Genomic DNA, 25,394 nt, shown 5'->3' with positions numbered 1-25,394 from the left:
ATTCGCCATTGTCCGGCGAGCTATTTCTGCAGCCCTGATCCAATGCATTCGCACATACCCGGCGAGCCGATTACAGGCTCGGAGGGGTGCAAGGGGGAGTCATGTCTGCAGTCAGCTTTTCGAACTCGGGTACCGCTTCGATCGTTCGGGTCGGTGTGCTCTTTGCCACGATGGTTCTGCTTGTGTTCTCCAGTCTGTTCGTCAGGACTGCCGCGGCACAGGCGCAGCCCAAGCCTCGCTGGATCAACGCTCAGCCGGTGGTGTCGGACGATGGCCATGCCGTGTTGCGCTGGACGGTGGACGGCAATGGGCGGGTCCCCCTGTTTAGGCTGACCGAGGACCACGCCGGCGCGCGCCGGCTTGGATTCACCGATGTGGCTGAAGCGCGCCTCTATCGGGTTCGGCCCGGCACCTACACTTTCCGGGTCCAGGCGTGTACCCGAGACGCCTCCGGCTACCCGGATTGCGGGAAACCGTCCAAACCACTCAAGCTCATCATCAGTGATGCGATCGAAGCCGGTTTGAGCACGCCAAGGCCGATGCATTCGCAAAGCCTCCGGGTATCCACGGCCGCGGAGGGTCCGGGCCTGCTGACACCGGGACTTTGGAGCAACCCGGATCGATCGGGTCACGGCTGGAGCTTCTACTGGACCAGCCGCCTGAGTTTGCCTGAATCACACGAATTGCACGGACCGGGCTACGACCTGGTGGGGTTCTGGTACACCTATGAGGCCAAAGCACGGTATCTCGACGGCCCTGGCGATTGTGGCGAAGGTGGCGGAGGGAGCGAGTGCTACTGGGTCTACGACGACTATCGGCCAGTCGTTGCGCGACTGAATCTGGCTCGGACATCAGCCGGCACTTACAGCGGGAGCGCCCGCATCACACGTGCGGGGGGTGAGTTCGACTCTGGAAATGTAACGGTGACCTTCGATTCCGCTGGAACGACGGCACAGGTCGATTGGGCGATGGATTTCGGGCGGCAACACCTCGAAGGGGAGGACACCATACGGCTTCTCGCCGGAACCGACGGGTCGGGTGACGACCTCGCGAGCCATTTTGCTGGCCTGTGGTCTGCACTTTCGTCCGATACGGCTCTGGTCGCCGCGGATGTCGGGTCCATCAGTGAAGCCGTCGAAGTGGTGTTCTTCGATGCGGCGGGTGATCCGGGTTGGATGCAGGCTTCGTACTATGGGGATCCTGATCCGGCGAGGACCAGTCTGTGCTTTTACTATCCTTATCAGGGGTATGCGCCGAACGAATCGGGCCGGATATTTTTTCACGAGTCGGGGTGTGACGCGGATAGGACTGCCAGTCTCTCGAACCGCAATGGCTATCGGGAATTCAGCGGCACCGAAGCGGCGAAACTGTGGCTTGACTACATTCTTCCCGACGGGCACCGGGTTCGTTACGGAAGCGCCAGTTTTCCATTCCTGCTGCGTAAGCGCGCCAGCTTTCACCGCATCTGGTTCAGGGGCAGTGACCGCTGCCAGATCAGTGATGCGGTTGCCGAATGCGAGGTGCCGTTGACCTGGTTCACCGACGGTCATTATCCCGAAGCGGCCGTGCATGTTCGAAATCTGGAGAATCAGCAAAGCAACCTGGTAAACGGTTCCGCATTTCCGGCCGTTGAGGACTTTTCAGCCGTTCTGACCCAGGCGGGCACTTACCGTTTCGAGTTGCGCATGAAGGGGACTTCGCAGTCCACATTGCTGGCCCAGACCGGCCCGTTTACCGTCGAGCAAGCCGGACCAACCCTCGTCTCACCCACTGACCTGGTTGTCGAATGGCTCGATTTTTCCGCCCGCCGCTACCAGTTGTCGTGGCAGCACAGCCAGTCGGCTCAAGTCGATCATTACGAACTCACGGAAGTCGATCCGGCAGGTGCCAGTACGACTTACTCCGTCTCGCCGGGTAGCAACCGCAGCCGTCAATTCAGCAAGTCATCGGGTCCGTTCGGCACTCATGTGTATCGTGTCGCGGCCTGTAAAGCGGACGGCGTGTGCAGCGCGCCGGCGCCCGGGCTCGAATGGACGGTACCGCCGATCGAAGAGGATCCGGAAGACATTCAGTTTCCATGGTCGGAAAACGCGTACGGCACGCTGGGGGAGAATCAGAGTTGGGATTACGCGCTCGGTTACCATTTCGTACCCGCGGTGGATGGTGCAATCGTGCGTCTGGGAGGATATTTCTCGGGCGTCAGGCTGGTCCGGCTGTACGAGCGTTCAAGCGGCCGGCGCCTCGCGTCCGTGTGGATCGGTTCAGACAACCGCTGGAATCATGTTGCGATTGAACCGGTGCCAGTCCGCGCGGGAGTCGAGTACACGGTCGCAGCCTATCTGCAGGGGAGTGGCGCATCGTACCGCTACGGTGTGAGCCTGCCTCAGACCTTCGGCGACATCACCATCCTCGGGGGCACATCGGCCAACACCTCCTCGAACTGGGATGCCATCCCCACCAACAGCATTTCGTGGATCATTTACGGTCAGGCGGATATCGGTTTTCGGCCTTCGAGTGGAACGCCACCCCAGCCGCCGGTGATCGATCCCATCGACGACCAAAGCCACGAGGAAGGCGACAGCGTGTCGCTTTCCGTTTCTGCCTTCGATGCGGACGGCAGCATTGTTTCCTACAGCGCGGGTGGGAATTTGCCGGCCAATCTGGTCATCGGGAGCAGCGGTATTATTTCCGGCACCCTCGCGCCCGGATCGGCCGACGCCAGTCCGTACCGGGTTACGGTTACCGTGACTGACGACGATGGTCTGACCGCACAGACCGCGTTCAACTGGACGGTCCAATCCGTGTCTTCGCCCAATACGCCCCCGGTCATCACGCAGCCGGAAGACCAGGAACATGTGGCCGGCACGGCCGTGGCAACCTTTTCGATCGCCGTTGCCGATGCGGACGGTGATCCGGTGACCTGCTCCTTCAGTGGTCTGCCGGCCGGAATCTCCGAGCCTGAGGAATGTACGCTGGCAGGCGAACTGACGGCACCGGCGGGAAACTATACGGTCGGGGTTGTCGCCAACGACGGTCAGGAGGATTCAGAGCCGGCGCATTTCATGTGGACGGTAACCGCGCCGGGCAGTGACGCCAACCCGGAGGTGCCGCCGGCTCCTGCTGCCATGCCGTCGATGACACCTTCAGCGGCGTCATCACGCGTGGGTAGCACGGCCGGCGCGTTTGCCGTCGATGAAACCGGTAATGCCCAGTACCGCATACCCATTCTTGCCGCACCCGGTTCGGGCGGGTTCGCGCCGGATCTGGCTTTCGTCTATTCCAGCAGCCACGGCAATGGGCCGTTGGGAATGGGCTGGACCCTGTCCGGGACCTCAATGATCACCCGTTGTCCGGCCACGATTGCAGTGGATGGGCCCGAAGCGACTCGCGGCGTGACCTTGACCGGCGCCGATCGCTTCTGCCTGGATGGCGAGCGACTGGTCGTAGTCAGTGGCGCCTATGGAGAGAATGGCGCGGAATACCGCACGGAAGTGGATGGAATCGCCCGTATCGTATCGATGGGCGATGTTGGCGGCGGTCCCGCCTACTTTACCGTCTGGCGCAAGAATGGGACCCGCGAAGATTTCGGTCGTACGTCCGATTCGTTCATCGAAGCGCGCAGACCGGGCGATGGCGGCACGGCGCTTTTATGGGCACGAAACCGAATGACCGATACGTCCGGCAACTACATCGATTATCACTACGATGAGCTCGGAGGGGCTTCAACGTCGCCTGTGGAGTTCACGCTCGACAAGGTCACTTATACCGGAAATGAACGGGCGAACACGGCTGCGTACGCCGAGATCGAATTTCATTACGGTGCCGGCAGGCCGGATGCGACGACTGCGTATCTGGCGGGATCGAGCCAGAGTCAGACGCGGCTGATTACACGCGTCGACTCACGTGCCCGGGTCAACGCCAACAGGTCGCTCGAATCTCTGCGCAGCTATCTGCTGAATTACGCGGATGACGGTCAGGGGCGCAGAGTGCTGACCTCGCTCACGGAATGCCGTGACTCTGGCGCTTCACGGTGCTTCCCGCCCACCCGTTTTGACTGGAAACCGAGCCGCCACGCGATCAATGGCAGTGGAGTCTCGGTAGGCGGCCTGTTTGACAGCAAGCACGTAGCCACCGCGGTTGCCGATGTCAGCGGCGACGGCCGCCCCGATTTGCTGCTCACCCGGCGACAGGGCAAGGGCTTTGTTCTCGAAGTGGCGCCGGCGTTGCCTTCCGGGGGCTTCGGTGCCCGCGGACAGGGGTATCCGATTCCATCGGACGGCACTGATCACGCGCCGGTCCGGGTTCACGCCATCGATCTGAACGCAGACGGGTTTCAGGATTTGGTCTATCCCACCGCCAATGGCTGGAGAGCGCGACTGTCCGACGAAACACGCTTGTCGGAGGAAATCAGTGTGGGTGGTGGCTGCTGCAATCTGAGTAATCCGCCCCTGGTTCGCGTCATGGATTTCGACGGTGACGGCCTCAGTGACCTGCTAACCCAGCGGGCAGATGGTTCCGGTGAAAACGAACTGGTCTGGCTGCGCAATCGCTATTCCCCCGCCGTTCCCGGATCCGTGGAGTTCGATGCGCCGGTTCCCCTGGCGGTCGCAGTGGATACATCCCTGTTTCCGGCGCAATCGTCCGGTGGGTGGCAGCGGGATGACGCTTTAACCCGGTTGCAGAATACCAATGCCTCCGGCGCGGCCCTTGCGCGCCCGTTCGATTACGACGGGGATGGCCGGGTGGATCTGCTCGTGCGGCTGAGCCGCCGCTACATCGGCTGTGGTAATTCCTGCAGTGCGGCGGTGGACACGCCCGCAGGATCGACCACGGTGCTGACGCGGTTTGCCATCGAGCAACCGGAGAATGGTGATGTGAAATCCATTCAATCGACTTCCGAGGCCTGGGCCAGCTTCTACCTTGTGTTGCTGGCCGATGGCCAGAACGGTTTCGTGCAAGCCGGTGTGGTGGGCACCGGTACCGATTGCACCGTTGCCGACGCCTGTGAACCATTCAGTGACCTGCCGGCCGTGCGCCGGGCAATGCCGGCGGATATCAATGCCGACGGGCTGGCTGATTTTGCGTTTCTGGATGCATTCTACGATTGGCGGTATCGGCTGAATTCCGGTGCGGGTTTTCTTCCTCAGTCGGTGCCGTTGGTTGAATTCTCCGACTTCGCCCAGAGCAGTCGGGCCGGCTTTGTCGACATGACCGGCGATGGATTCCCCGAGCTGATCTATCCAAGTTCCCTGAGTTCCTCGGGCGCCACCTGGCAGCAGCATGACAATCAGTTTGGCCACGCCTTCGCATCCGCGCGGAATACCGGAATCCGGTTTGGTAACGCCGAGGAGTTCGACCAGAGTCTGCTGGCGGACTTCGACGGTGATGGCATGCTGGATAACCTGTTTATCGATCTCGATTCCCGCGGCCGTGTACGATCGACGACCACCCGATTCTATGCCGGAGTCAACTCGGCTGATGGATCATCGTCACTGGCGGTAAATCGGCTCAGCCGTATCACCGATGGTTTCGGCGCCGAAACAATTCTGGACTACCGGCCGCTGACTGATGCCCAGGTTTACACGCGGTTGCGCAACGCGGCTTCTATGGATTGGGGTGGCTTCGCAGCCTATGACTTCATCGCCCCGTTGTACGTGGTCAGTGAAGTGGCCGTCAGCGCACCGCAGGCTGCCAATGCGAACGCCACACGGATATCCCGTTATCACTACGTGGGTGCCCGGTTACAGACCTCGGGACGGGGTTTTCTCGGGTTCGCCGAAGTCATCGCCTGGGATCCGCTCCTGAAGATCCGCTCGCACACGCGCTATCGCCAGGACTTCCCTTTCGTGGGAATGGTGGGCAGTGAAACCCGCTATCTGTCTGGCGACAGCGAAAGGTTTGATCCGATCAACGATCCCTGGTCCCGCGCACCGATAGTTTGGGGAGCAGTGACCTCCGATTCTGGAGTTCCCGCCGGGACCAGCGGTGTGCTGGTAAGCCATGCGGTCAACGAGTGGGCTTCGCGATCGGAGGGATCGGCGGCACCTGCCCGGTTCATTTATCCAGCCAGGCGACTGGAACGCTTTTACACCCTGGCGGGTGACTTCAGTCACAAGATTTTGTCGACGACCACGGTAGCGAATCCTTACGGCAACCCCGATAGCACGGTGGTGCAGACCTGGGAACAGGATGCCGGCATGCCGGTGTCCACCCTGACGACCCGACGTACCTGGTTCAATGATCGCGATAACTGGCGAATCGGACGAGTTCTTGCCGAGTCCGTGGTGCACCAGAGACCAGTCGCTTCTTCCACGACCCGCAACGTGACCTATACCTATTCAACCGCCACGGCCCAGTTGACCGGGGAGACGCTCGAGCCCGGTAACGCAGCGCTCGAAGTGAACACTGATTATGTACTCGACTCGTTTGGCAACCGGATTGTGACGACTGTAACCGGGGCGGGTATGGCGAGCCGCACCCGCAGGGACACGTATGACAGTCTGGGGCGGTTTGTGAACCAGACCTTCAACTCGTATGGCCAGTCCACGCTCGTCGTGCTGCGGCGCGATGTGTTCGGCAACATCATGCAGTCGCGCAACATCGACGGTGTGTTGTCGGTATCGGCCGCCGACGACCTGGGGCGGCCGTTCGTAACCTGGAACCAAACCGGCGCGTGGAGCAAGACCCGGATGTCCTTCGGGTCGGGGGTTCATTGTCCTCAGTCCAACACGGCCTGGCACACCATTGAGACGGCTGGCGGCAGCGGCGCGCGCTATACATGTTTCGATCGAACAGGTCAGATAATTCGCCAGGCGAACCCCGGGTTCGACGGCACGATGGTCCGCGTCGATACGGAGTTCGACCAGGCAGGCCGCAAGGTGCGTGAGTCGGTGCCTTACTTCGCTGGCGCCACGCCTTACTGGACTGAAACCACCTATGATGCGGCCGGTCGCGTCAGGGCTGTGCAGGCTGCCGATGGTAACGACTTGATCATGGACTTCGATGCAGCCGCGACCTTCTGCGGCGTGCCGGGAGGTCCTCGGCAAGTACTCAGCCGCAACGGGCTGGGACAACGCAGGCTTGAAATCAGCAACGCTCTGGGGGAAGTCGTATCCGTGGTCGATGCCGATTGCGGCAGAATCGATTACCACTTCGACGCGGTGGGAAATCTGGTCCGGCTGGTCGGTGCAGATGGTGTGCAGGTCAGCATGAGTTATGACCTTGCCGGCCATCGCACGATGCTGTCCGATCCGGACAAGGGAATCTCGCACTACGCTTACAACGCCCTGGGTGAAGTCACTCGCCAGCTCGATGCGAAGTCCCAGGCCATCGACCTGGAACACGACCTGATGGGCCGGGTTACACGGCGCTATGAACGCACTGGGGTATCCAGTCTGGAGGATGAGTCCTACCAGACCGTGACCACCGAGCAGACCGAATGGATTAACGACTCGACATCAGGTGTGAAAGGCAAAGGCCAGTTACGCTCACGAAAATTGCGCAACGGCACTGCGGGTGAGTGGGTTCATGCTCAGGAGTTTGCCTACGATGAGCTCGGTCGTATGAACGCGAATACATCATCTCAAGGTGCGCTTGCGTTGACCGAACGTACTACCTTTGACCAGTACGGGCGGGTCTTTCAACAGTTCGATGCCTCAGGCGACAGCCGGGGAATCCGATATCACTACAATGCCTACGGCTATCTGGAGAAACGGCAGGAAGCGCGTGAAGGTGTCGCCGGCGCCGCCTATCAATGGGTGCGTGGCCAGGACGCGCGCGGCAATGCCACCCAGGTCATTCTCGGAGACGGGTTGGAAGCGTACGCCGAGTACGACACGGCTTCGGGTCGGCTGGTGGCGCTCGATGCATACGGATCCGATGGCGTGGAGATTCAGCGGCTCAGCTACGAGTTCGACAGCCTGGGCAATTTGCTGGGCCGGCACGACACGTCGGGCAGCCGCGACCTGCAAGAAACCTTTCGATATGACCTGATGAATCGGCTGAAGTCGGTGATGCTGAGCTCTGAAGGGGCGGAGGCTGTGGAGACCTTGCGCCTAGAATACGATGCGTCCGGAAACATTGTGCACAAATCCGATGTGGGTGAATACCTGTACGGTGCAAATGGGGCCGGTCCGCATGCCGTCACCCGGGCAGGCGGGACAGCCTACACCTATGATGCCAACGGCAACCAGACCGGTTCCACAGACGGACGGCTGATCGACTACACGGTTTCGGATCGTGCCGAATGGATTAGAGATGGAAGTCAGGAGACGCGGTTCGTCTACGGCACCGGCCAGAAACGCATTCGCCGCGAGGATCAGAACAACGTGGACGGCGCTACCACCCGTTGGTATTTCGGCAGTGTCGAACGCATTTCCGAACCCGGCGCACAGCCCTATTTCAAGCGGCATATCGACGGGGTCGCCCTGGTCGATTATTACCCCGCGACCGGTGCTTCACACGTCTGGTATCTGCTGCGTGACCACCTGGGCTCGATTCATACGGTGGTCGACGAGTCCGAACGCGCTGGTGGTTCGTTCAGTATGTACTTCAGTGCTTTCGGTGAACGCCGTAATCCGGACGGGCGAACCCGGCCGTCGGTGTCCACACTACAGACCCTGAATCGTTTCTCGACCCGCGGCTTTACCGGGCACGAGCACGCGGACGGCATGGGTATCGTCCACATGAACGGCCGGATCTACGACCCGAAACTGGGCCGCTTTCTGCAGGCCGACCCCCTGGTTCAGGCCCCGCGGAACTCCCAAAGCCTGAATCGTTACACCTACGTATTCAATAACCCCCTTTCCTACACGGACCCGACCGGAAATTTCGGCCTGAAGCGCTTCTTCAAGCGCTGGGGGAGGGTGATTGCTGCGGTGGGTCTCTCCATCATGCTGCCCGGAAGTGGTGGTTGGTTGGCAGCGATGGGCATTACCAATTCCTTCGCCCAGGCGGTGCTGACCGGGTTCATCACAGGAGCGATTGGCAGTGGAAGCATGAAGGGAGCCGTGGTCGGGGCATTTGTGGGCGCTGCCCTATTCGGCTTAAACAGGGTGTTCACACAGTATGGCGGAACTGGAGCCTTGGATTCTTCCCAAGTAATACCCTCAGAAGACTCACTGAAGCACTTATACGGTCCTGGTGGTCCAGGAGAGGGTTTCTATCGGGTAAGTGTAGACCCTGCAACCGGAAAGTTCGTGGATATCAGTCCAATGTCTATGGCAGATTTCCGAGATGGGGACGTTCTATTCAGCAATGGAATGCTCAATACTCTGCAGGATGGAATTGGCAACGCAACCTCGCATCTCCATCAAATTAAACTGCTTGAATCGCAGTATATTTTAAATTTCAACAGGTCGGTCAGCTTCATGGGTGATCTGAGAGAAGCGGCACTGGATGTGATTGGTGCCCATACGGGTATTGCTCATTCAGATCTCGCCAAGAGTTTGGCTCAGTCCCTTCATGTGGCATCAGAAAATGGTGTAACCGGGTTGACACTTGTTGGCCATAGTCAGGGAGGGGCTATTACGGCGAGTGCGCTCAGGTTGGCCAAGGCTACAGGTCTGAACTTGTCGAGTGTCAGTCGGGTTGCATTGCATGGTGCGCCGATCAATGCTGCGTTCGCTCGCAGGTTCTTGGGGAGCGAAGGGCGATTTCAAGTCACCTCGAGAGCGCAATTTGGTGATGCTGTGCATGTCTTTGGTGGGTTGAATATCGCAAACCCGCTCCAGATACCCGCAGCGTTATTGAGAGCTCCGCACATGTTTGGGGGCGATCCCATATGGAGCCCCCATACCGTACCATGTGGGGGTGGAAGAGCTGGACTATGTGCGCCGTGAGGGGATCAACCATGAATCAAAGGATATTGAATATAGTACTTCTCTTGGGGTTGGTTAGTCTGCCTAGTTGTGCTCCTGCGCCAATCTTGCCGGAATCTGACTCCGGCTCCTGGGACGAAGTCGTACTACTGATTGATGATGTGTCAGCCAAGGTCTCAGTTCCGATAAGCAAACTACAAGGATTAATTGACAACCCCATCGAATTGAGTCGAGAGCAATTGGCAGACAGAGGCTTCGGCCTGGAAAAAGGCGCTGTTTTTCCGGTTATCCTCAACTTTGATCAAAGGCGAAAAGATAATGGCAACAGGATGCAGTCAGATTTTAGTGTTCGTGTAGGCGTTGATATGGTTCCAGGCGTGAACCTTTTTTCTCGCTCGCCTCAGGATGCCCTGGATAAAATGGAAGCAGATTTTTGGGCTATGTTTGATGACTCGAAGGAGTCATCGAAATACTGGAAAGAACTGCATCGCAAATCATTTCACAAGTACGAAATTTATGAGAGCGAAGGGCGTGTTTGGGAGCGTAACTTTTCTGAAGGGGTTCTGAGCAGCGTATATGATCTTTATCGTACGCCTCTCGTGCATGACATCTATTTGAATATGGTTTTTGTCTACGACCGCCAGCGTTGGAAGACTGACAAGTCATGGTTCGCAAGTCGTCAGCTCATTGTTCAGAAAATCATCGACTCGGTGTCTATTGAGTGATTTGTTAACAAAATCCCGGGGGAGAGACTCCGCTGAAATCCGCTTCGGGAAGATGGCGGTGAACGCAGTGGTCGCAGTGACCCTGCCGCTTCTATGTGCCTGCTCGGCACCGCCCGATTTGACAATTCCGCGTCCTGACGCAATCAGCGATGGGAAACTCGCAAGCAAAACCACCCATCACAAGACACATGGATGTCCGAATGTCTCGGGCAAATTTGCTCTTCTGCCCAGGGAAAAGAATTTCCCGGACGAGCACCCGTCAAGCATAGCCTTGGGCGAATATGCGGTCTTCGAGTTCGTGCCGTTGCATCGCGCAGAATTTGAAGAGCTTCAATCGAGCGAACAAAATTTGATCCGCACGATCGGGCAACTGATTGTTTCACAAAGCACGGAAGCAAAGCTGAGCCTGACTATCGTGTGGGGGGATGATAGACCTCCAAGGCGGTACACATTTTCGCAAGTCCAGGGCGATTTCCAGTGCGAAGCAGGGGCTATCGTTTTTCCAGTCCGTTCGTTTGAGGGCGGGCTCGAAGGGCAAATACTCAGCGGTCAGAGCAGAACCTGGATGACCCGAGAGGAGGGAGGCCTTCTCATGCTGCGCGTGTCGGGGCCGCTGCGGTCGTCCCGACCGCCAGGGCAGGTTCGCTTCACCGAGGAACGTGCCCGGTTTCCGTCAATTGCCGACTAACAGTTTGTCGGGTCTTCTCCCGGTTACCAGGCGTAACTCGTGCACTTTGAGATCACGAGTGAACTACAGGGGATCAAGACCATTGCCCGGGGGCATGGTATTCGTGATCTGAAACGCTTGTGCAAGAAATATGGCACGGGTAGCTGGAGAAAGCGAAAGGGATTTGCCACTATTCAGTTCCCGGATGGTTCCGTACACCAGGCTGAGATACATTGGTATGAAGCTACCGGAATCGGCAAAAGGGAATTCAAACTCAGGCGCTTACTCGGATGACAGCCAGGAATCGACAATTCGTCATATGCACGAACAACGCCGGTTACGAGGTGTCGCTCGAGGTTCGCAAGCTTTACCAGGTTGTGCCTGATCCTGCGGCTGAGAAATCCGGCCAGATTCGCGTCATTGACGAGTCTGGTGAGGACTATCTCTATCCCCCATCCCTGTTCGTGCGTGTCGATCTTCCAGCCGCCGTGGCGGAGCAGGTTGCGTCCGTCGCGTAACATAAACCTCTTGAAGATTTCGCCAGCAATGCTGGCTGCTCCGCATCGCTAGCTCGCATCCCGCGGCTTGTACTCCGCCTTCAGGGTCTCCTGCACATCGTGCGGCACCGGGTCGTAGTGGCTGAACTCCATTGTGAAGGTGCCCTGGCCCTGGGTCATGCTTTTCAATTCCGTGTGGTAGTCCGAAAGTGAGCTGAGTGGCATGTCGGCCTGCACGGTCACGAAGCCGCCGCTCAGGCTCTCGGTGCCGCTGATCCGGGCTCGGCGGCTGGCCAGGTTGCCGGTGATGTCGCCCATGTGGGCCTCGGGCACGGTCACGTCCACGTTTACGATGGGTTCCAGGATCTGCGGGCCGGCGTTGCGTATGCCGTCGAGAAAGGCGTTTCTGGCGGCGATCACAAAGGCGATTTCCTTGGAGTCCACCGGGTGGTACTTGCCGTCGTACACGGTCACTTCCATGTCCTGCAGCGGATAGCCGGCGATGGCGCCTTCGTCCATGATCTGGCGGATGCCTTTTTCCACCGCCGGGATCAGGCTGGTGGGGATGGCGCCGCCGACCACTTTGTTGTTGAAGGTGAAGCCTTCGCCGCGGCGCAGGGGTTTCACCCGCAGGAACACCTCTCCAAACTGGCCGGCGCCGCCGGTCTGTTTCTTGTGGCGGTAGTGGCCTTCGGCGGGGCGGGTGATGGTTTCCCGGTAGGCGATGCGTGGCGGGCGCGTGTCGACTTCCACGTTGTAGCGCTTGCTCATACGTTGCAGCATCACCCGCATGTGCAGTTCGCCCAGGCCGCGCACCACCGTTTCGTTCAGTTCCTGGTTGTGCTCCACGTTGAAGCACGGGTCTTCCTCGGTCAGGCGGTGCAGGGCCTGCGCCAGTTTCTGCTCCTGGCCGCGGCTGCTGGGCTGAATCGCCAGGCCGTACATGGGTTGCGGGAAATCGAGTGGTTTGAGGTGGAGGTTATCTTCGGCGTGCGAGTCGTGCAGGATGGCGTCGTAGTGAATGTCGTCCACTTTCGCCACGGCGCAATAGTCGCCTGGGATGCCGGCATCGATCTCCTCGTGTTTGCCGCCCTGCACGCTGAACAGGTGGCCCACTTTGAACGGCTTGCGCGCATCGCCGATGTAGAGCTGGGTATCCGGCTTCACCGTGCCCTGGTAAATGCGAAAGATACTCAGTTTGCCGACGAAGGGGTCGTTGCTGATCTTGAACACGTGAGCGACAACGTGCGCGTTCGGGTCGGGGGTCACATCCACTTTCTCGGCATCCTCGCCTTCGCCCTTCAGTACCGGCGGGGCGTTGCCCTCGGTGGGGTTGGGTATCAGGCGCTTGCACAGGCGCAGAAATTCACCCAGGCCGGCGCCGGTCACACCCGAGGTGAAGCAGATCGGCACCAGGTGGCCCTGGCGCAGGGCACGCTCGAAGGCGTCGTGCAATTCCTCCCGGCTCAGCGATTCGCCTTCCAGGTACTTCTCCATCAGGTCTTCGCTGGTCTCCACCACCTGGTCGATGATGGCTTCGTGCGCTTCACCCAGCGAAAAGATGTCGGTTTCGCCATCTTCCTGGAAGAAACAATCGCGCACGGTGGAGAGATTGTCGGCCGGCAGGTTGATCGGCAGGCATTCCGGGCCGAACTCTTCGCGGATCTGCTTGATCAGCCGGGTCAGCTCGGCGCCTTCCTGGTCGATTTTGTTGACGATGATGATGCGGCACAGCCGACGGCGTTTGGCCCGCCGCATCATGCGGCGGGTGGAAAGCTCGATGCCGCTGCTGGCGTTGATCACGATCGCGGTGGTTTCCGCCGCCGCCATCGCCGTCAGGGTGGGGCCGCGGAAGTCGGGGAATCCGGGGGTGTCGATCAGGTTGATGTGCACACCCTCGAAATCCAGGCTGGCGATGGCCGAATCGAGGGAGTGCTGGAATTCTTTTTCCATCGGATCGTGGTCCGTGGTGGTGGTTCCACGTTCGATGGTGCCGACCTCGCCGATCACGCCGGCTTTCTGCAGCAGGGCTTCCACCAACGTTGTCTTACCCGCACCCGTGTGTCCGACCAGCGTGATGTTGCGAATATCTTCGGTGCGGTAGTTCGGCATCGGCGTATTCCTCTGCTGTCGCGGGTGGGATAATCATCCTAGTACAGAAAGCAGGAGTACGGAACCCGGGGCGATTTTGGGGGTCATAGAATTACAGACGTCGGAATGTGGCCGGCCTTGCCGGTTTCCGCTCTGGACATTCCCTCCGGAATGTCAGGTTGTCTTAACACTCCCTCTTGGCGGCGCCCTCCCGGGCGCCGTTTTTTTAAGGACCGGATTCGGGCAAAGCCGGGGCGCTGATCCGGTGTGCCTGTACAAGCCGTGGCGAGTTCGCTAAGTTGCAGCCACTTGCCCGGCCCCTTTTCGCCCGGAGCCGCATCATGGCGGTACGACATGCCCGCTGACTGGATCATTCTCAAATTCGGAGGCACCAGCGTTGCCGGAAGGCCGCAGTGGGAAACCATTGCCCGGCTGGCCGCCCAGCGCCGTGAGGCCGGTTTCCGGGTGCTGCTCGTGTGCAGCGCGGCATCGGGAGTGACCTCCGCCCTGTCGGCACTGGCTGACAATCCCGGTGACACAGGGGCTCTGGCTGACATCGACCTGCGCCACCGGCGACTGGCCCGGGAACTGGAGGTGGACGCGGAAGCCTGCCTGGCGGAGGCGCAAAAGCGCATCCGCGCCGCGCTGGGACGCCTGGCCGATGGCGACAGCCTGGCACCGCGGGCCGACCTGCTGGCCACCGGTGAGTGGCTGAGCACGCAACTCGGCGCCGCCTTTCTGCGCCAGCGTCTGCCGGTAAGCTGGGCCGACGCCCGCGAGGCGTTGCAGGTCGTCGATGAACCGGACCTGTCGCCGGTGCGCCGCTGGCTGTCGGCCACGTGTCAGCCCGGAGCCGATCCCGGCCTGGCACGGCGCTGGTCGCAACTGGAACCGGTGGTGATCACGCAGGGTTACGCCGCCCGCGATGAAGAAGGCCGCACTCGTGTGCTCGGGCGTGGCGGCTCGGACACGTCGGCCGCCTTGCTGGGTGGCCGCTTGAACGCCGACCGGGTGGAAATCTGGACCGATGTGCCCGGCCTGTTCAGCGCCGATCCGCGCCGGGTTCCGCAAGCCCGGCTGATTACCCGGCTGGGCTACGACGAAGCGCTGGAAATGGCGTCCAACGGCGCTCGCGTGGTACACCCCAATGCGATCCGCGCGGCGCAGGTCACCTGCACGCCGTTGCGCGTGCTGGACACCACGCGGCCGGAACTGCCCGGCAGCCTGATCGCCCGTCACATCGACCCGGTGCCGGGGGTCAAGGCCATCACCTGCCAGGCCGACATGATTGTGCTGTTGTTGCGTAAACGCGACCACCGCCGGGAGGTGGGCTTTCTGGCCCGAGTATTCGAAATCGTCGGCCGGCACGGAATTTCGGTGGACCTGGTGTCCACCTCGGAAACCACCACCTCCGTTGCCATCAACGGCGCGGCGAACCACGTCGACGCTGCCGGGCTGCAAGGCCTGGTGAGCGACCTCGAATCGCAGTGCGCCGTCACGGTGCACCGGCGCTGCGCCTGCGTCAATCTGGTCGGCCGCGAGGTGCGCACCGCACTGGCGAACCTGACCGGCGCGCTGGCGCTGTTCCGCGATCATCCGTTGCTGATGCTGTCGCAGTCGGCCAACGATCAGTGCCTGAGTCTGCTGGTCAAGGCCGGCGCCGACGAGGAACTGATGCGCCGGGCTCACGCGATTCTGATTCCCGGGCCGGAGGATTCGGGCGGCGTGTTCGGTCCCGCCTGGGCCGACCTGGAGGGAGTGGTGTGAGCGGCGCTGTCGCCGATCCCCGTGCGGCCCGGGTGTTTCACTTTGTCGACTGCGGCTACGATGCAGCGCGTGGCGAGGCACGGCTGGCCTGGCGGGTGGACGACGGTCCGGAACTGATCGAGCGGATCGTGTTCCCGGGCGCGCCGGAACCGGCCGGCGCCGAGCGCAGAGCCGCGTTCGACGCGGCGCTGCAACTGCTGCACTGGCTGGCCGGCGTCAGCTACTGGAAGGCCGGGCTGGCGCCCGAAATCCGGCTTAACCGGCCGCCGCCACCGGCCATCGCTCACTTTCTCACCGACGTGTACGTCAAGGGGCTGGCGGAATTCGGCTTCGTCAACGACGTGGACGTGGCGGGCCGCCTGTCCGTTCCGGCCGGTCCCGGGGAGCCGTCCGAGCCGCGGCGGGTCGGGCTTGGCGAAACCGCGCTGGTCGCCCTGGGCGGCGGCAAGGACAGCCTGGTTGGCCTGGAGTTGGCGGCTCGGGCGGGCCTCCAGGTCCGGCCATGGTGCGTGGGTGAATCGCGCCTGATTGGCGACACCGCTGCGGCCGCCGGTCTGGACCTGCTGCGCATTGGCCGTCGCCTGGCCCCGGAATTGAAAGCGATGAACCAGGCCGGCGCCTGGAACGGGCACGTTCCAGTGACGGCCATCAACTCGGCCATCGGTGTTTGCGCCGCCCTGCTTTACGGCTGCCGCTACGTGGTGTTCTCCAATGAACGTTCCGCCGATGAGGCCACGTTGACCGGCCCCGGCGGCGAAGCGGTGAACCATCAGTACAGCAAGAGCAGTGAATTCGAAGCCGCCTTTCGCGCCGTGGTTCGTTCCTGGGTGGCGGCCGATCTCGAGTACTTTTCCATCCTGCGCCCGTTTTCGGAACTCGACATCGTGCGCCGGTTTACGGGCCTGGAACGCTTTCACGGCGTGTACTCGAGCTGCAACCGCAATTTTCACCTCGACGGACCGGTGATCCGCGGCCGCTGGTGCGGAAACTGTCCCAAGTGCCGTTTCGCGGCGCTGTCCCTGGCGGTTTTCCTGCCGCCGCGGCGGGTCCGGGCCATCATGGATGCCGACCTGCTGGACGACCCGGCCCAGGAAGCCGGGTTTCGGGCCCTGTGCGGGCTGGGAGCTGAAAAGCCCTTCGAGTGCGTCGGCGAAGTCGGCGAATGCCGCGCCGCGCTGCGGGCGCTGTCCGGGCAGCCGGAATGGCGCGAGCATGCCATCGTGCGCCGGCTCGCGCCGGCCCTCGATGACGTCGCCATGCCGGCTCTGGAGGATTTGCTGCAGCCGTCGTCGCGGCACGGCATTCCGCCGGACATCGCTGCCCGGATGGAAGGCGTTCCGGGATGAGTGACCGCTGCGGCGCTGCGCGGCACATCGCCATTCTTGGCGCCGGCCGGGAGGGTCAGGCGGCGCTGCAATGGCTGCGTCGCCACGAACCCGGTGCCCGTCTGACCGTCATTGCGGAACAGGCGCCCGATGCCGCGTTCACCGCGTCGCTGACCGGGACAGAACGACTGTGGGTGGAGCCGTTCAGCGCCGACCGCCTCGCGGCGTTCGACCTCGTCGTGCGCTCACCCGGCGTCAGCCCCTACCGCGAGCCGCTGCGCGTCGCGCGGGAGCAGGGGGTGTGCTTCACCACCGGCACCAACCTGTGGTTTGCGGCGCATCCCGCGGCCCGCGCCGTGTGTGTGACCGGCACCAAGGGCAAGAGCACCACCTCGGCCTTGCTGGCCCACCTGTTGCAGGCCGGCGGGCAGCGCGTTCGTCTGGCCGGCAACATCGGTGCGCCGCTGCTGGCCTGTGATGAGGACGAAGTGGATTGGTGGGTGATCGAGCTTTCCAGCTACCAGATCGCCGATTTCGATGGCCAGCCCGACCTGGCGGTGGTGCTGAACCTGTCGCCCGAGCACCTGGACTGGCACGCCGGCGTGGACAACTACGTGCGCGACAAACTCAGGCTCGCGGACCGGGTGCGGCCCGGCGGCCTGCTGGTCAATGCGGCGGATCCCGGCCTGCGGGAGCGTTTCGGAGGGTGTGAGGGCATCACCTGGTTCGGTACGGCCGCAGGCCTGCACGCCACGGATACCGGCATCCGCATGGGTTCACGAAGCCTGCCGGTAACAATGCCGCAATCGTTGCCGGGTCGGCACAATCGTGAGAATGTCGCCGCCGCGCTGGCGTTGGTACGCCTGGCGGGGGGCGATGTCGAGGCCGCGGCCGCGGCGGTGCAGAGCTTTACCGGATTGCCGCACCGCCTGCAGGTGCTCGGTGAGCGCCAGGGCGTGGGTTTCATCGACGACAGCATCGCCTCGGCGCCGGTCGCCACCGCCGCCGCCCTGGAAGCGCTGGCTCCGCGGCCGGTGATCCTGCTGGTTGGCGGCTTTGACCGGGGCGTCGACTGGAAGCCGTACGTGGCGGAATTTTTGCGTTATCCTCCGCATGCCGTCATCGGCCTGCCGGACAACGGCGCCGCCATCGTGGACCTCTTGCGGAACGCGGGCCTGAACTGCGCCGGCGGCCTGCACATTGCGGCCGGCCTGGACCAGGCGGTCGACCGCGCGCTTGCCCTGGCCCGGCCGGGTGATACCGTGCTGTTGTCGCCCGGCGCGCCGAGTTTTCCACGGTTCGAGGACTATCGGGCGCGCGGATTGGCGTTTGGCCGGGCGGCCGGGTTTTCCGCGCGCAGTCAATGAACGGACGGGCCGTGGGCGGGGTCGGATCAGGAAATGAAAAGAGGCCGCGGGTCAGGGAGTGAGGAGTGCAGAATTCGCCCTGTAAGGTATGAGGGAGAGACCATCCCGCGGCCTCAGTAACATAGACCGCCAAGGCGGCAAAAAAGTTTCAAAAATCAGGAGAAAGTTGTGACTGAATCATCGACGGCCGCCAGCGCGGTCATGCACACCAGCAAGGGCGTCATCAAGCTGCGGCTACATGCCGACAAGGCGCCGGTAACGGTGGCGAATTTCGTCAACCTCGCAAGCCGGGGTTTTTATGACAATTTGACCTTTCACCGCGTCATTCCGGACTTCATGGTGCAGGGTGGGTGCCCCAACGGCACCGGCACCGGCGGGCCGGGCTACCGTTTCGAGGACGAATGTTCGCCCGATCTGCGCCACGATCGTCCGGGTGTGTTGTCGATGGCCAATGCCGGTCCCGGCACCAACGGCAGCCAGTTCTTCATCACCCACGTGGAAACCCCCTGGCTGGACGGCCGCCACACGGTATTTGGCGCGGTGGTGGACGAAGCGGATCAGGCCGTGGTCGACGCCATTGAGGTCGGCGACACCATTGAATCGATCGAAATTTCCGGAGTGGACCCGTTGCTGACCGACCAGGCCGCTCGCATCGAGACCTGGAACGCGGCACTGGATCAGTAATCCCGCGGGCTGCCGCGCCCGTTGCGGGTGTGCGGCGGCCATGTCCGGCCGCCCCGGCTCAGAACCGCCGGTCGACTGCGTACTCGGCCAGTGCGGCCAGCGCTTCTTTCCAGCGGGATTCGGGCAGTCCGCCGATCGCCTCGAGGGCGGCGTCGGCGCGCGCCCGTGCTTCGGCGAGCGATGCCTCCACCGCGCCGGTGTCGTGGATCAGCCGCAGAATGTCGGGCAGGCTGCGGGTGTCGCCGTCGCGGATGGCCGCGTCCACCCGCTGCCGCTGGTTTTCGTCCAGGCGCTCCCGGCAAACGATCAGGGGCAGGGTGGGCTTGCCTTCGGCCAGGTCGTCACCGACGTTCTTGCCCAGGGTGCCCGCGTCGGACATGTAATCGAGCACGTCGTCGGCAATCTGAAAGGCTATCCCCAGTTCGCGTCCGTAACGCCCCAGCCCCGGTTCATGGGCCGCGGTTCCGGCCAACTGGGGGCCGAGCCGGCACGCGGCCTCGAACAGTTGGGCGGTTTTTTTCTCGATCACGCTGAAGTAGCGTTCGCGGGAGACATCGGGGTCGTGCATGTTGAGCAATTGCTCCACTTCACCCTCGGCGATGCGGTTGGTGGTATCCGACAGCAGGTCCATGACTGGCATCGAATTCACGTCGACCATCATCTGAAAAGCCCGTGAATACAGGAAATCGCCCACCAGGACGCTGGCTGCATTGCCCCAGACGGCGTGGGCCGAACGCTGGCCGCGGCGCAGCTCGGACTCGTCCACCACATCGTCGTGCAGCAGCGTGGCGGTGTGAATGAACTCGATGACCGCGGCCAGGGTCACGTGGTGGCGGCCGTCATAGCCGCAGGCGTTTGCCGCCAGCGTGACCAGCATGGGCCGCAGCCGCTTGCCGCCGGAGCCGATGATGTATTCCGCGATTTGACGAATCAGGACAACGTTGGAATCCAGGCTGTCGCGGATCAGCATGTCGACCGCATCCATGTCGGCCTGGCACAGCGCCGTGATGGCGTCGATGGCCGGGCGGCCGGATTGGGAGTCGGGGGTCTTGGCGTGTGCCTGTTCCATTGCGGGCATGCGGTTCCTGGGGTGCGGTCGGGTCGGGCTGTCGGGCAATTATAGGCTGAGGCCCGCGGGGTACAAACCGCCACGTGCGCTGGCCGGGTTATTCCCTCGTTCGCTTTCTGTCGCCGGCTTTCTATAATGCGCGGTTTCAGCGAGGATCTTTCTTTGGCGCTCACCCCCGAAACCCGGCGCGAGTTCCGTCTGGCCGCGACCTTGTCGGGCGTGATCGGCCTGCGCATGCTCGGCCTGTTCCTGATTCTGCCGGTTTTCATGGTCCTGGCGCGGGACGTACCGGGGTTCACGCCCTGGCTCGGTGGTCTCGCCCTGGGCGCTTACGGCCTCACCCAGGCCCTGCTGCAGCAGCCTTTCGGTTGGCTGTCGGATCGCCTGGGGCGCCGGCCGGTGCTGCTCGGCGGTCTGGTGCTGTTCGCGCTCGGTGGGGTGGTTGCCGCGACCGCCGAGTCCATGACCGGTCTGGTGGTTGGGCGCGCGCTGCAGGGCTGCGGCGCGGTGGCCGGTGTGGCCATGGCCTTCGCCGCTGATTACACTCGCCCGGAACGCCGGCCGGTCGTGCTGGCCGTGATCGGCATCGGTATTGGTGCCGCGTTCCTGCTCTCGCTGCTCGCCTCGGTGCCGGTGGCCAGCCGCCTGGGCCTGTCCGGCCTTTTCTGGCTGACCGTGGGGCTGGCGGTAGTCGGTATGTTGCTGGTGCTGACTACCCCCCGCGGCGGCGCGGTGGCGACCGATGCAGCCTCCGACGCGTTGACCACCACCCCGGAAAGCCGGTGGGAGATCCGCATCCTGGCGGCGGCCGTGTTCCTGTTGCATGCGGTGATGACGGCGCTGTTCGTCGTGCTGCCCGGCCGGCTCGAAGTTCGCTACGGGCTGGAGCTGGCCGCGCACTGGCACCTGTATGTGCCGGCGATGCTGGGTTCGCTGATCTTCGCGCTGCCCGTGCTGGCCTGGACCGGGCGAACCGGTCGCGAGCGTACCGTGCTGCCGTGGGCCTTCGCGGTCCTGGGGGCGGCGCTGCTGTTGCTGCAGGCCGCCAGCGATGTGACCTGGGCCGCCGTGGCTCTGGCCGTTTACTTCAGTGCCTTCAATGTTCTCGAAGCGGCGATGCCGGCGCGGGTCGCGCGGCTTTCGGGAACCCGTGGGCGCGGCCGTCGCATGGGTCTGTACAGCACGTTCCAGTTTCTCGGCGCCTTTGTGGGCGGAGCGGGCGGCGGTCTGGTGCTGCAGCGCTCCGGGGCGGCCTCCACTTTGCTGATCGCGGCCGGTCTGAGCCTGCTCTGGAGCGCCGTCATCGCGGTGGTGAGGTCGCGTTGATTTCTCACAAGGCGTCCGGATTGACTGTGCTAAACTCCCCGCCCTGAAACACCTTTCACTGAACGGATAAAAAGGGTGCCTGGCGGTACCCGCAAGGAGATGCCTGATGGCACGTGGTATCAACAAGGTCATCCTGGTCGGTAATCTGGGCGCGGACCCGGAAACCCGCTACACGGCGAGCGGCGCGGCCATCACCAACATTCGGGTCGCCACCACCGAAGCCTGGCGCGACAAGCAGAGCGGCGAGCAGCAGGAGCGTACCGAGTGGCACCGCATCGTGTTTTTCAATCGGCTGGCGGAAATCGCCGGTGAATACCTGCGCAAGGGCAGCCAGGTGTATATCGAAGGCACCTTGCGCACGCGCAAGTGGCAGGACCAGAGCGGACAGGATCGGTACACCACCGAAGTGGTCGCGAACGAAATGCAGATGCTCGGCGGCCGCGGGGGCGGCGGAGACAATTACGATCAGTCGTCCCAGGGGGGTGGTTTTCGCGAAAATCGCCCGCAGAAACAGCCCGCCAAGCAGCAGGTTTCCGAATCCCCGGCCGATGACGGTTTCGCTGAAGACGACATTCCGTTCTAGTCTCGGCTTGCCCCGGCCATGAGTACACTGCTGGTCACCGGCGGCGCCGGATTCATCGGCGGCAACTTTGTTCTGCGCTCGCTGGAGCGCGATCCCGAACTGCGGGTGGTCAATCTCGACCTGCTGACCTACGCCGGCAATCTTGATACGCTGGCGCCGGTGCTGCAGGACGAACGCCATGAGTTCGTACACGGCGACATCGCGGATGCCCCGCTGGTCCAGCGCCTGCTGCGGGAATTCCGGCCGGACGCGATCGTCAACTTCGCCGCCGAGAGCCATGTCGACCGGTCGATAGACGGACCCGCCGCATTCGTGCAAACCAATATCGTCGGCACCCTCAACCTGCTGCAGTCGGCGCTGGAATACTGGCGCGAACTGCCGGCGGAGCAGGGCGCCGCATTCCGTTTTCTGCACGTTTCCACCGACGAGGTCTACGGCAGCCTGGGCGAGGAAGGCAGCTTCAGGGAAACCACGCCGTACGCGCCGAATTCGCCGTACGCCGCGTCCAAGGCCGGGTCGGACCACCTGGTGCGCGCTTTCCATCACACCTACGGCCTGCCGGTACTCACCACCAATTGCTCCAACAATTACGGCCCGTACCAGTTTCCGGAGAAGTTGATTCCGCTGGTGATCCTGAACGCGCTGGCGCTCCAGCCCCTGCCGGTTTACGGCGATGGTCTGCAGGTACGCGACTGGTTGCACGTGCACGACCATGTCGACGCGATTGCCACGGTATTGCGCGGCGGGCGCTGTGGTGAGGTGTACAACGTCGGTGGTCGCGCGGAGCGCACCAATCTACAGGTGGTCAGGGCCATCTGCGCGGCACTCGATGCGCGGGTGCCCGATAGCGGATTCGGCGATCGCACCCAGCTCATCGAACACGTCACCGACCGGCCCGGCCACGACCGCCGCTACGCCATCGACTGCAGCAAACTGAGCACGGAGCTCGGCTGGAATCCTTCGGTCGACTTCGAGACGGGGCTGGCGCAGACTGTCGACTGGTACCTGGAAAACACACGCTGGGTCGAGCGGGTACGCGACGGCAGTTACCAGGGTGAACGGCTCGGGCTGGCCGGCGCAGAGGCCTGAGCGGCGGCCGCGGAGGAACTCCTGATGAAGCGCAAGGGCATCATTCTGGCGGGCGGCAGTGGCACCCGGCTTTACCCGCTGACCCGGGTGGTCAGCAAGCAGTTACTGCCGGTGTACGACAAACCGATGATTTTCTATCCGCTGGCCACTCTGATGCAGGCGGATATCCGCGAAATCCTGGTGATCACGACCCCGCACGAGCAAGGGCTGTTTCAGCAACTGCTCGGCGACGGCAGCGACTGGGGGCTGCGCATCGAGTTCGCGGTGCAGCCCGAGCCCGAGGGCCTGGCACAGGCTCTGATCATCGGTGAGGAATTCATCGCGGGCGCGCCCAGTTGCCTGATCCTGGGTGACAACATCTTCCACGGCGGAGGACTCAGTGATGTGCTGGAGCGGGTCACCCTGCAGGAAAACGGCGCGACCGTGTTCGGCTACTGGGTGAAGGATCCCGAGCGCTACGGTGTGGTCGAGTTCGACCGCGATCTGCGCGTCCGGAACATTGAAGAAAAGCCCGAGAAACCGCGCTCACACTATGCGGTGACCGGTCTTTACTTCTACGACGGACGGGCCAGCGAATTTGCCCGCGAACTCAAACCCTCGGCTCGTGGAGAACTTGAAATCACCGACCTGAACCGCTGTTATCTGAAAGACAGCAGCCTGCGCCTGGAGCGCCTGGGGCGCGGCTACGCCTGGTTGGATACCGGCACCCACGAATCGCTGCAGCAGGCCGCGAGTTTCATCGAAACCATCGAGGCGCGCCAGGGGTTGAAGGTCGCCTGTCCGGAAGAGATCGCTTACATCAAGGGCTGGATCGACGACGCCCAGGTGCGGCGCCTGGCCGAGCCGTTGCGCAAGAGCGGATACGGCGACTACCTGCTGCAACTCATCAGTCGCGGGCGCGAGGCATGAACTGCATCGAGACCGGCATTCCGGGTCTGGTCGTGATCGAGCCCGACGTGCACGGTGACGACCGGGGGTATTTCAAGGAACTCTGGAATACCGAACGGTTCCGCGATGCAGGCCTGCCCGGGCACTTCGCCCAGAGCAACGTGTCACGCTCGGGCGCCGGCGTCGTGCGGGGTCTGCACTACCAGTATCCCCATCCGCAGGGCAAGCTGGTCTCGGTGCTCGAAGGACGCATTTTCGACGTCGCGGTGGACATCCGTGCGGATTCACCGACCTTTCGCCGCTGGGCCGGGGTCGAGCTGTCAGCGGGCAACCACCGCCAGTTGTACGTGCCCGAGGGCTTCGCGCACGGTTTCTGCGTGCTGGGCGAAAGCGCCCTGATCACCTATCTGTGCACCACCGTTTACCGCGCCGACTCCGACGCCGCCGTGGCCTGGGACGATCCGGACATCGGCATCGACTGGCCGATCGAACCCACGCAGATCTCACAGCGTGACCGGGCCGCGCCACGCTTGCGCCAGGTGGCCCCGGAAGATCTGCCGCGGATGGCCGTATGAACATTCTGCTCGCCGGTGCGTCGGGGCAACTGGGCCAGGAACTGGCTCCGCTGCTGGGGGCACTGGGGCGGCTGATTCCCGTCGACCGCGCGCCGGGGCTTCCCGGTACCGTGCAAATGGACCTGACGGATTTCGAAGCGGTCGGCAGGCTGCTGGACGAGCGGCGGCCGGACGCGGTGGTCAACGCGGCCGCCTACACGGCGGTCGATCAGGCCGAATCCGCCGTTCACGATGCGTTTCGGCTCAATGCCGGCCTGCCCGATACCCTGGCCCGCTGGTGTGCGCGCAATGATCGGGCCTTGCTGCACTATTCGACGGACTACGTTTTTGACGGCAGTCTGGATCGGCCCTGGCGCGAGCAGGACCGTCCCAATCCATTGAGCGTGTACGGTGAAACCAAGCTGGCCGGGGAGTGGGCCGTGACCGCGAGCGGATGCCGCCACCTGGTGCTGCGCACCTCGTGGGTGTATTCCACCCACGGCAGCAATTTCGTGCTCACCATGCTCAAACTCGCCCGTGAGCGTCCCTCCCTGAGCATCGTCGGCGATCAGCGCGGTTGCCCCACCTGGGCTCGAAACCTGGCCCGGGTTTCGGCCGATCTGCTCGGTCGCCTGGTGGCGCCGGCAGAGGAGGAGACGAGCGCAGCGCCGCACGGGATATATCACTACTGCGACGACGATGCGGTGACTTGGTATCATTTCGCGCGACTGATATTCGAACAGGCCGTCACTCTGGGGCACCTGCAGGCCATGCCGCGGCTGCAAGCCATCGCTTCCGCGGAGTTTCCGCAACCTGCCCGCAGACCGGCCAATTCGGTGCTGGATACGACAGCCATCCGCGCGGCTTTCGGCGTTCAGCCGCCGGAACTCGCGGCTTCGCTGCGGACCTGCCTGGAGGAACTCGAACCGTGAAATTCAATTTGA

Annotated in this window: 16 protein-coding genes; 14 read left to right on the top strand and 2 right to left on the bottom strand. The window is 62.6% G+C overall.

Features of this window, described 5'->3' with window-relative positions:
• Positions 1 to 101 precede the first annotated feature (101 nt).
• From V3330_RS14855 to V3330_RS14840, 4 genes are all read left to right on the top strand, one after another.
• The gene (locus V3330_RS14855; RefSeq protein ID WP_354696227.1) at positions 102 to 9,839 is read left to right on the top strand and encodes a putative Ig domain-containing protein; all 9,738 of its coding nucleotides are present in this window, start codon (positions 102 to 104) and stop codon (positions 9,837 to 9,839) included.
• A gap of 11 nt (positions 9,840 to 9,850) precedes the next feature.
• The gene (locus tag V3330_RS14850) at positions 9,851 to 10,543 is read left to right on the top strand and encodes a hypothetical protein (RefSeq protein WP_354696226.1); all 693 of its coding nucleotides are present in this window, start codon (positions 9,851 to 9,853) and stop codon (positions 10,541 to 10,543) included.
• Positions 10,544 to 10,595: 52 nt separating this feature from the next.
• Complete coding sequence (locus V3330_RS14845; RefSeq protein WP_354696225.1) at positions 10,596 to 11,231, top strand: hypothetical protein; 636 nt, start codon at positions 10,596 to 10,598, stop codon at positions 11,229 to 11,231.
• A gap of 269 nt (positions 11,232 to 11,500) precedes the next feature.
• Positions 11,501 to 11,728, top strand: a complete 228-nt coding sequence (locus V3330_RS14840) for a hypothetical protein (protein WP_354696224.1) — start codon at positions 11,501 to 11,503, stop codon at positions 11,726 to 11,728.
• A gap of 48 nt (positions 11,729 to 11,776) precedes the next feature.
• On the opposite strand, the gene fusA is transcribed toward V3330_RS14840, so the two are convergent.
• A complete protein-coding gene (gene fusA / locus V3330_RS14835; RefSeq protein WP_354696223.1) occupies positions 11,777 to 13,819 on the bottom strand; it encodes an elongation factor G in 2,043 nt (680 codons plus the stop codon).
• Between the two features lie 333 nt (positions 13,820 to 14,152).
• Between fusA and V3330_RS14830 the strand changes: the two genes are divergently transcribed.
• The 4 genes from V3330_RS14830 (at position 14,153) to V3330_RS14815 (ending at position 18,941) form a co-directional block, all read left to right on the top strand.
• Entirely contained in the window at positions 14,153 to 15,565 is a 1,413-nt protein-coding gene (locus V3330_RS14830) for an aspartate kinase (RefSeq protein WP_354696222.1), read from the top strand.
• On the top strand, positions 15,562 to 16,911 hold the full coding sequence (locus tag V3330_RS14825; protein WP_354696221.1) for a MurL-like N-terminal domain-containing: 1,350 nt from the start codon (positions 15,562 to 15,564) through the stop codon (positions 16,909 to 16,911). Before V3330_RS14830 ends, V3330_RS14825 begins: the two co-directional genes overlap by 4 nt.
• Positions 16,908 to 18,257 carry a UDP-N-acetylmuramoyl-L-alanine--D-glutamate ligase gene (murD, locus tag V3330_RS14820; protein WP_354696220.1) on the top strand — a complete coding sequence of 450 codons (1,350 nt, stop codon included), beginning with the start codon at positions 16,908 to 16,910 and terminating at the stop codon, positions 18,255 to 18,257. Before V3330_RS14825 ends, murD begins: the two co-directional genes overlap by 4 nt.
• Positions 18,258 to 18,425: 168 nt before the next feature.
• Positions 18,426 to 18,941, top strand: coding sequence for a peptidylprolyl isomerase (locus V3330_RS14815; RefSeq protein WP_435791834.1), 516 nt, complete (start codon positions 18,426 to 18,428; stop codon positions 18,939 to 18,941).
• A gap of 58 nt (positions 18,942 to 18,999) precedes the next feature.
• On the opposite strand, the gene V3330_RS14810 is transcribed toward V3330_RS14815, so the two are convergent.
• Positions 19,000 to 20,019, bottom strand: a complete 1,020-nt coding sequence (locus V3330_RS14810) for a polyprenyl synthetase family protein (RefSeq protein WP_354696219.1) — start codon at positions 20,017 to 20,019, stop codon at positions 19,000 to 19,002.
• Between the two features lie 126 nt (positions 20,020 to 20,145).
• Here V3330_RS14810 and V3330_RS14805 point away from each other — a divergent pair, with 126 nt between their 5' ends.
• The 6 genes from V3330_RS14805 to rfbD all read left to right on the top strand — a co-directional run bounded on the left by V3330_RS14805 (position 20,146) and on the right by rfbD (position 25,382).
• The gene (locus V3330_RS14805) at positions 20,146 to 21,336 is read left to right on the top strand and encodes an MFS transporter (RefSeq protein ID WP_354696218.1); all 1,191 of its coding nucleotides are present in this window, start codon (positions 20,146 to 20,148) and stop codon (positions 21,334 to 21,336) included.
• A gap of 106 nt (positions 21,337 to 21,442) precedes the next feature.
• A complete protein-coding gene (ssb, locus tag V3330_RS14800) occupies positions 21,443 to 21,919 on the top strand; it encodes a single-stranded DNA-binding protein (protein ID WP_354696217.1) in 477 nt (158 codons plus the stop codon).
• 18 nt (positions 21,920 to 21,937) lie between these two features.
• Positions 21,938 to 23,008: a dTDP-glucose 4,6-dehydratase gene (rfbB, locus tag V3330_RS14795; protein ID WP_354696216.1), complete on the top strand. Its 1,071-nt coding sequence runs from the start codon at positions 21,938 to 21,940 to the stop codon at positions 23,006 to 23,008.
• Positions 23,009 to 23,032: 24 nt separating this feature from the next.
• A complete protein-coding gene (gene rfbA / locus V3330_RS14790; protein ID WP_354696215.1) occupies positions 23,033 to 23,917 on the top strand; it encodes a glucose-1-phosphate thymidylyltransferase RfbA in 885 nt (294 codons plus the stop codon).
• Complete coding sequence (rfbC, locus tag V3330_RS14785) at positions 23,914 to 24,471, top strand: dTDP-4-dehydrorhamnose 3,5-epimerase (protein ID WP_354696214.1); 558 nt, start codon at positions 23,914 to 23,916, stop codon at positions 24,469 to 24,471. Before rfbA ends, rfbC begins: the two co-directional genes overlap by 4 nt.
• Positions 24,468 to 25,382 (top strand): dTDP-4-dehydrorhamnose reductase, encoded by a 915-nt coding sequence (rfbD, locus tag V3330_RS14780; protein WP_354696213.1) that lies wholly within the window; start codon positions 24,468 to 24,470, stop codon positions 25,380 to 25,382. The genes rfbC and rfbD overlap by 4 nt, the downstream gene beginning before the upstream one ends.
• Positions 25,383 to 25,394: the final 12 nt, after the last annotated feature.

Source organism: Elongatibacter sediminis (assembly GCF_037892215.1).
GTDB lineage: Bacteria > Pseudomonadota > Gammaproteobacteria > Xanthomonadales > SZUA-36 > Elongatibacter > Elongatibacter sediminis.
The sequence above is the reverse complement of the archived record's forward strand: the minus strand, read 5'-3'. Positions and strand labels throughout refer to the sequence as shown.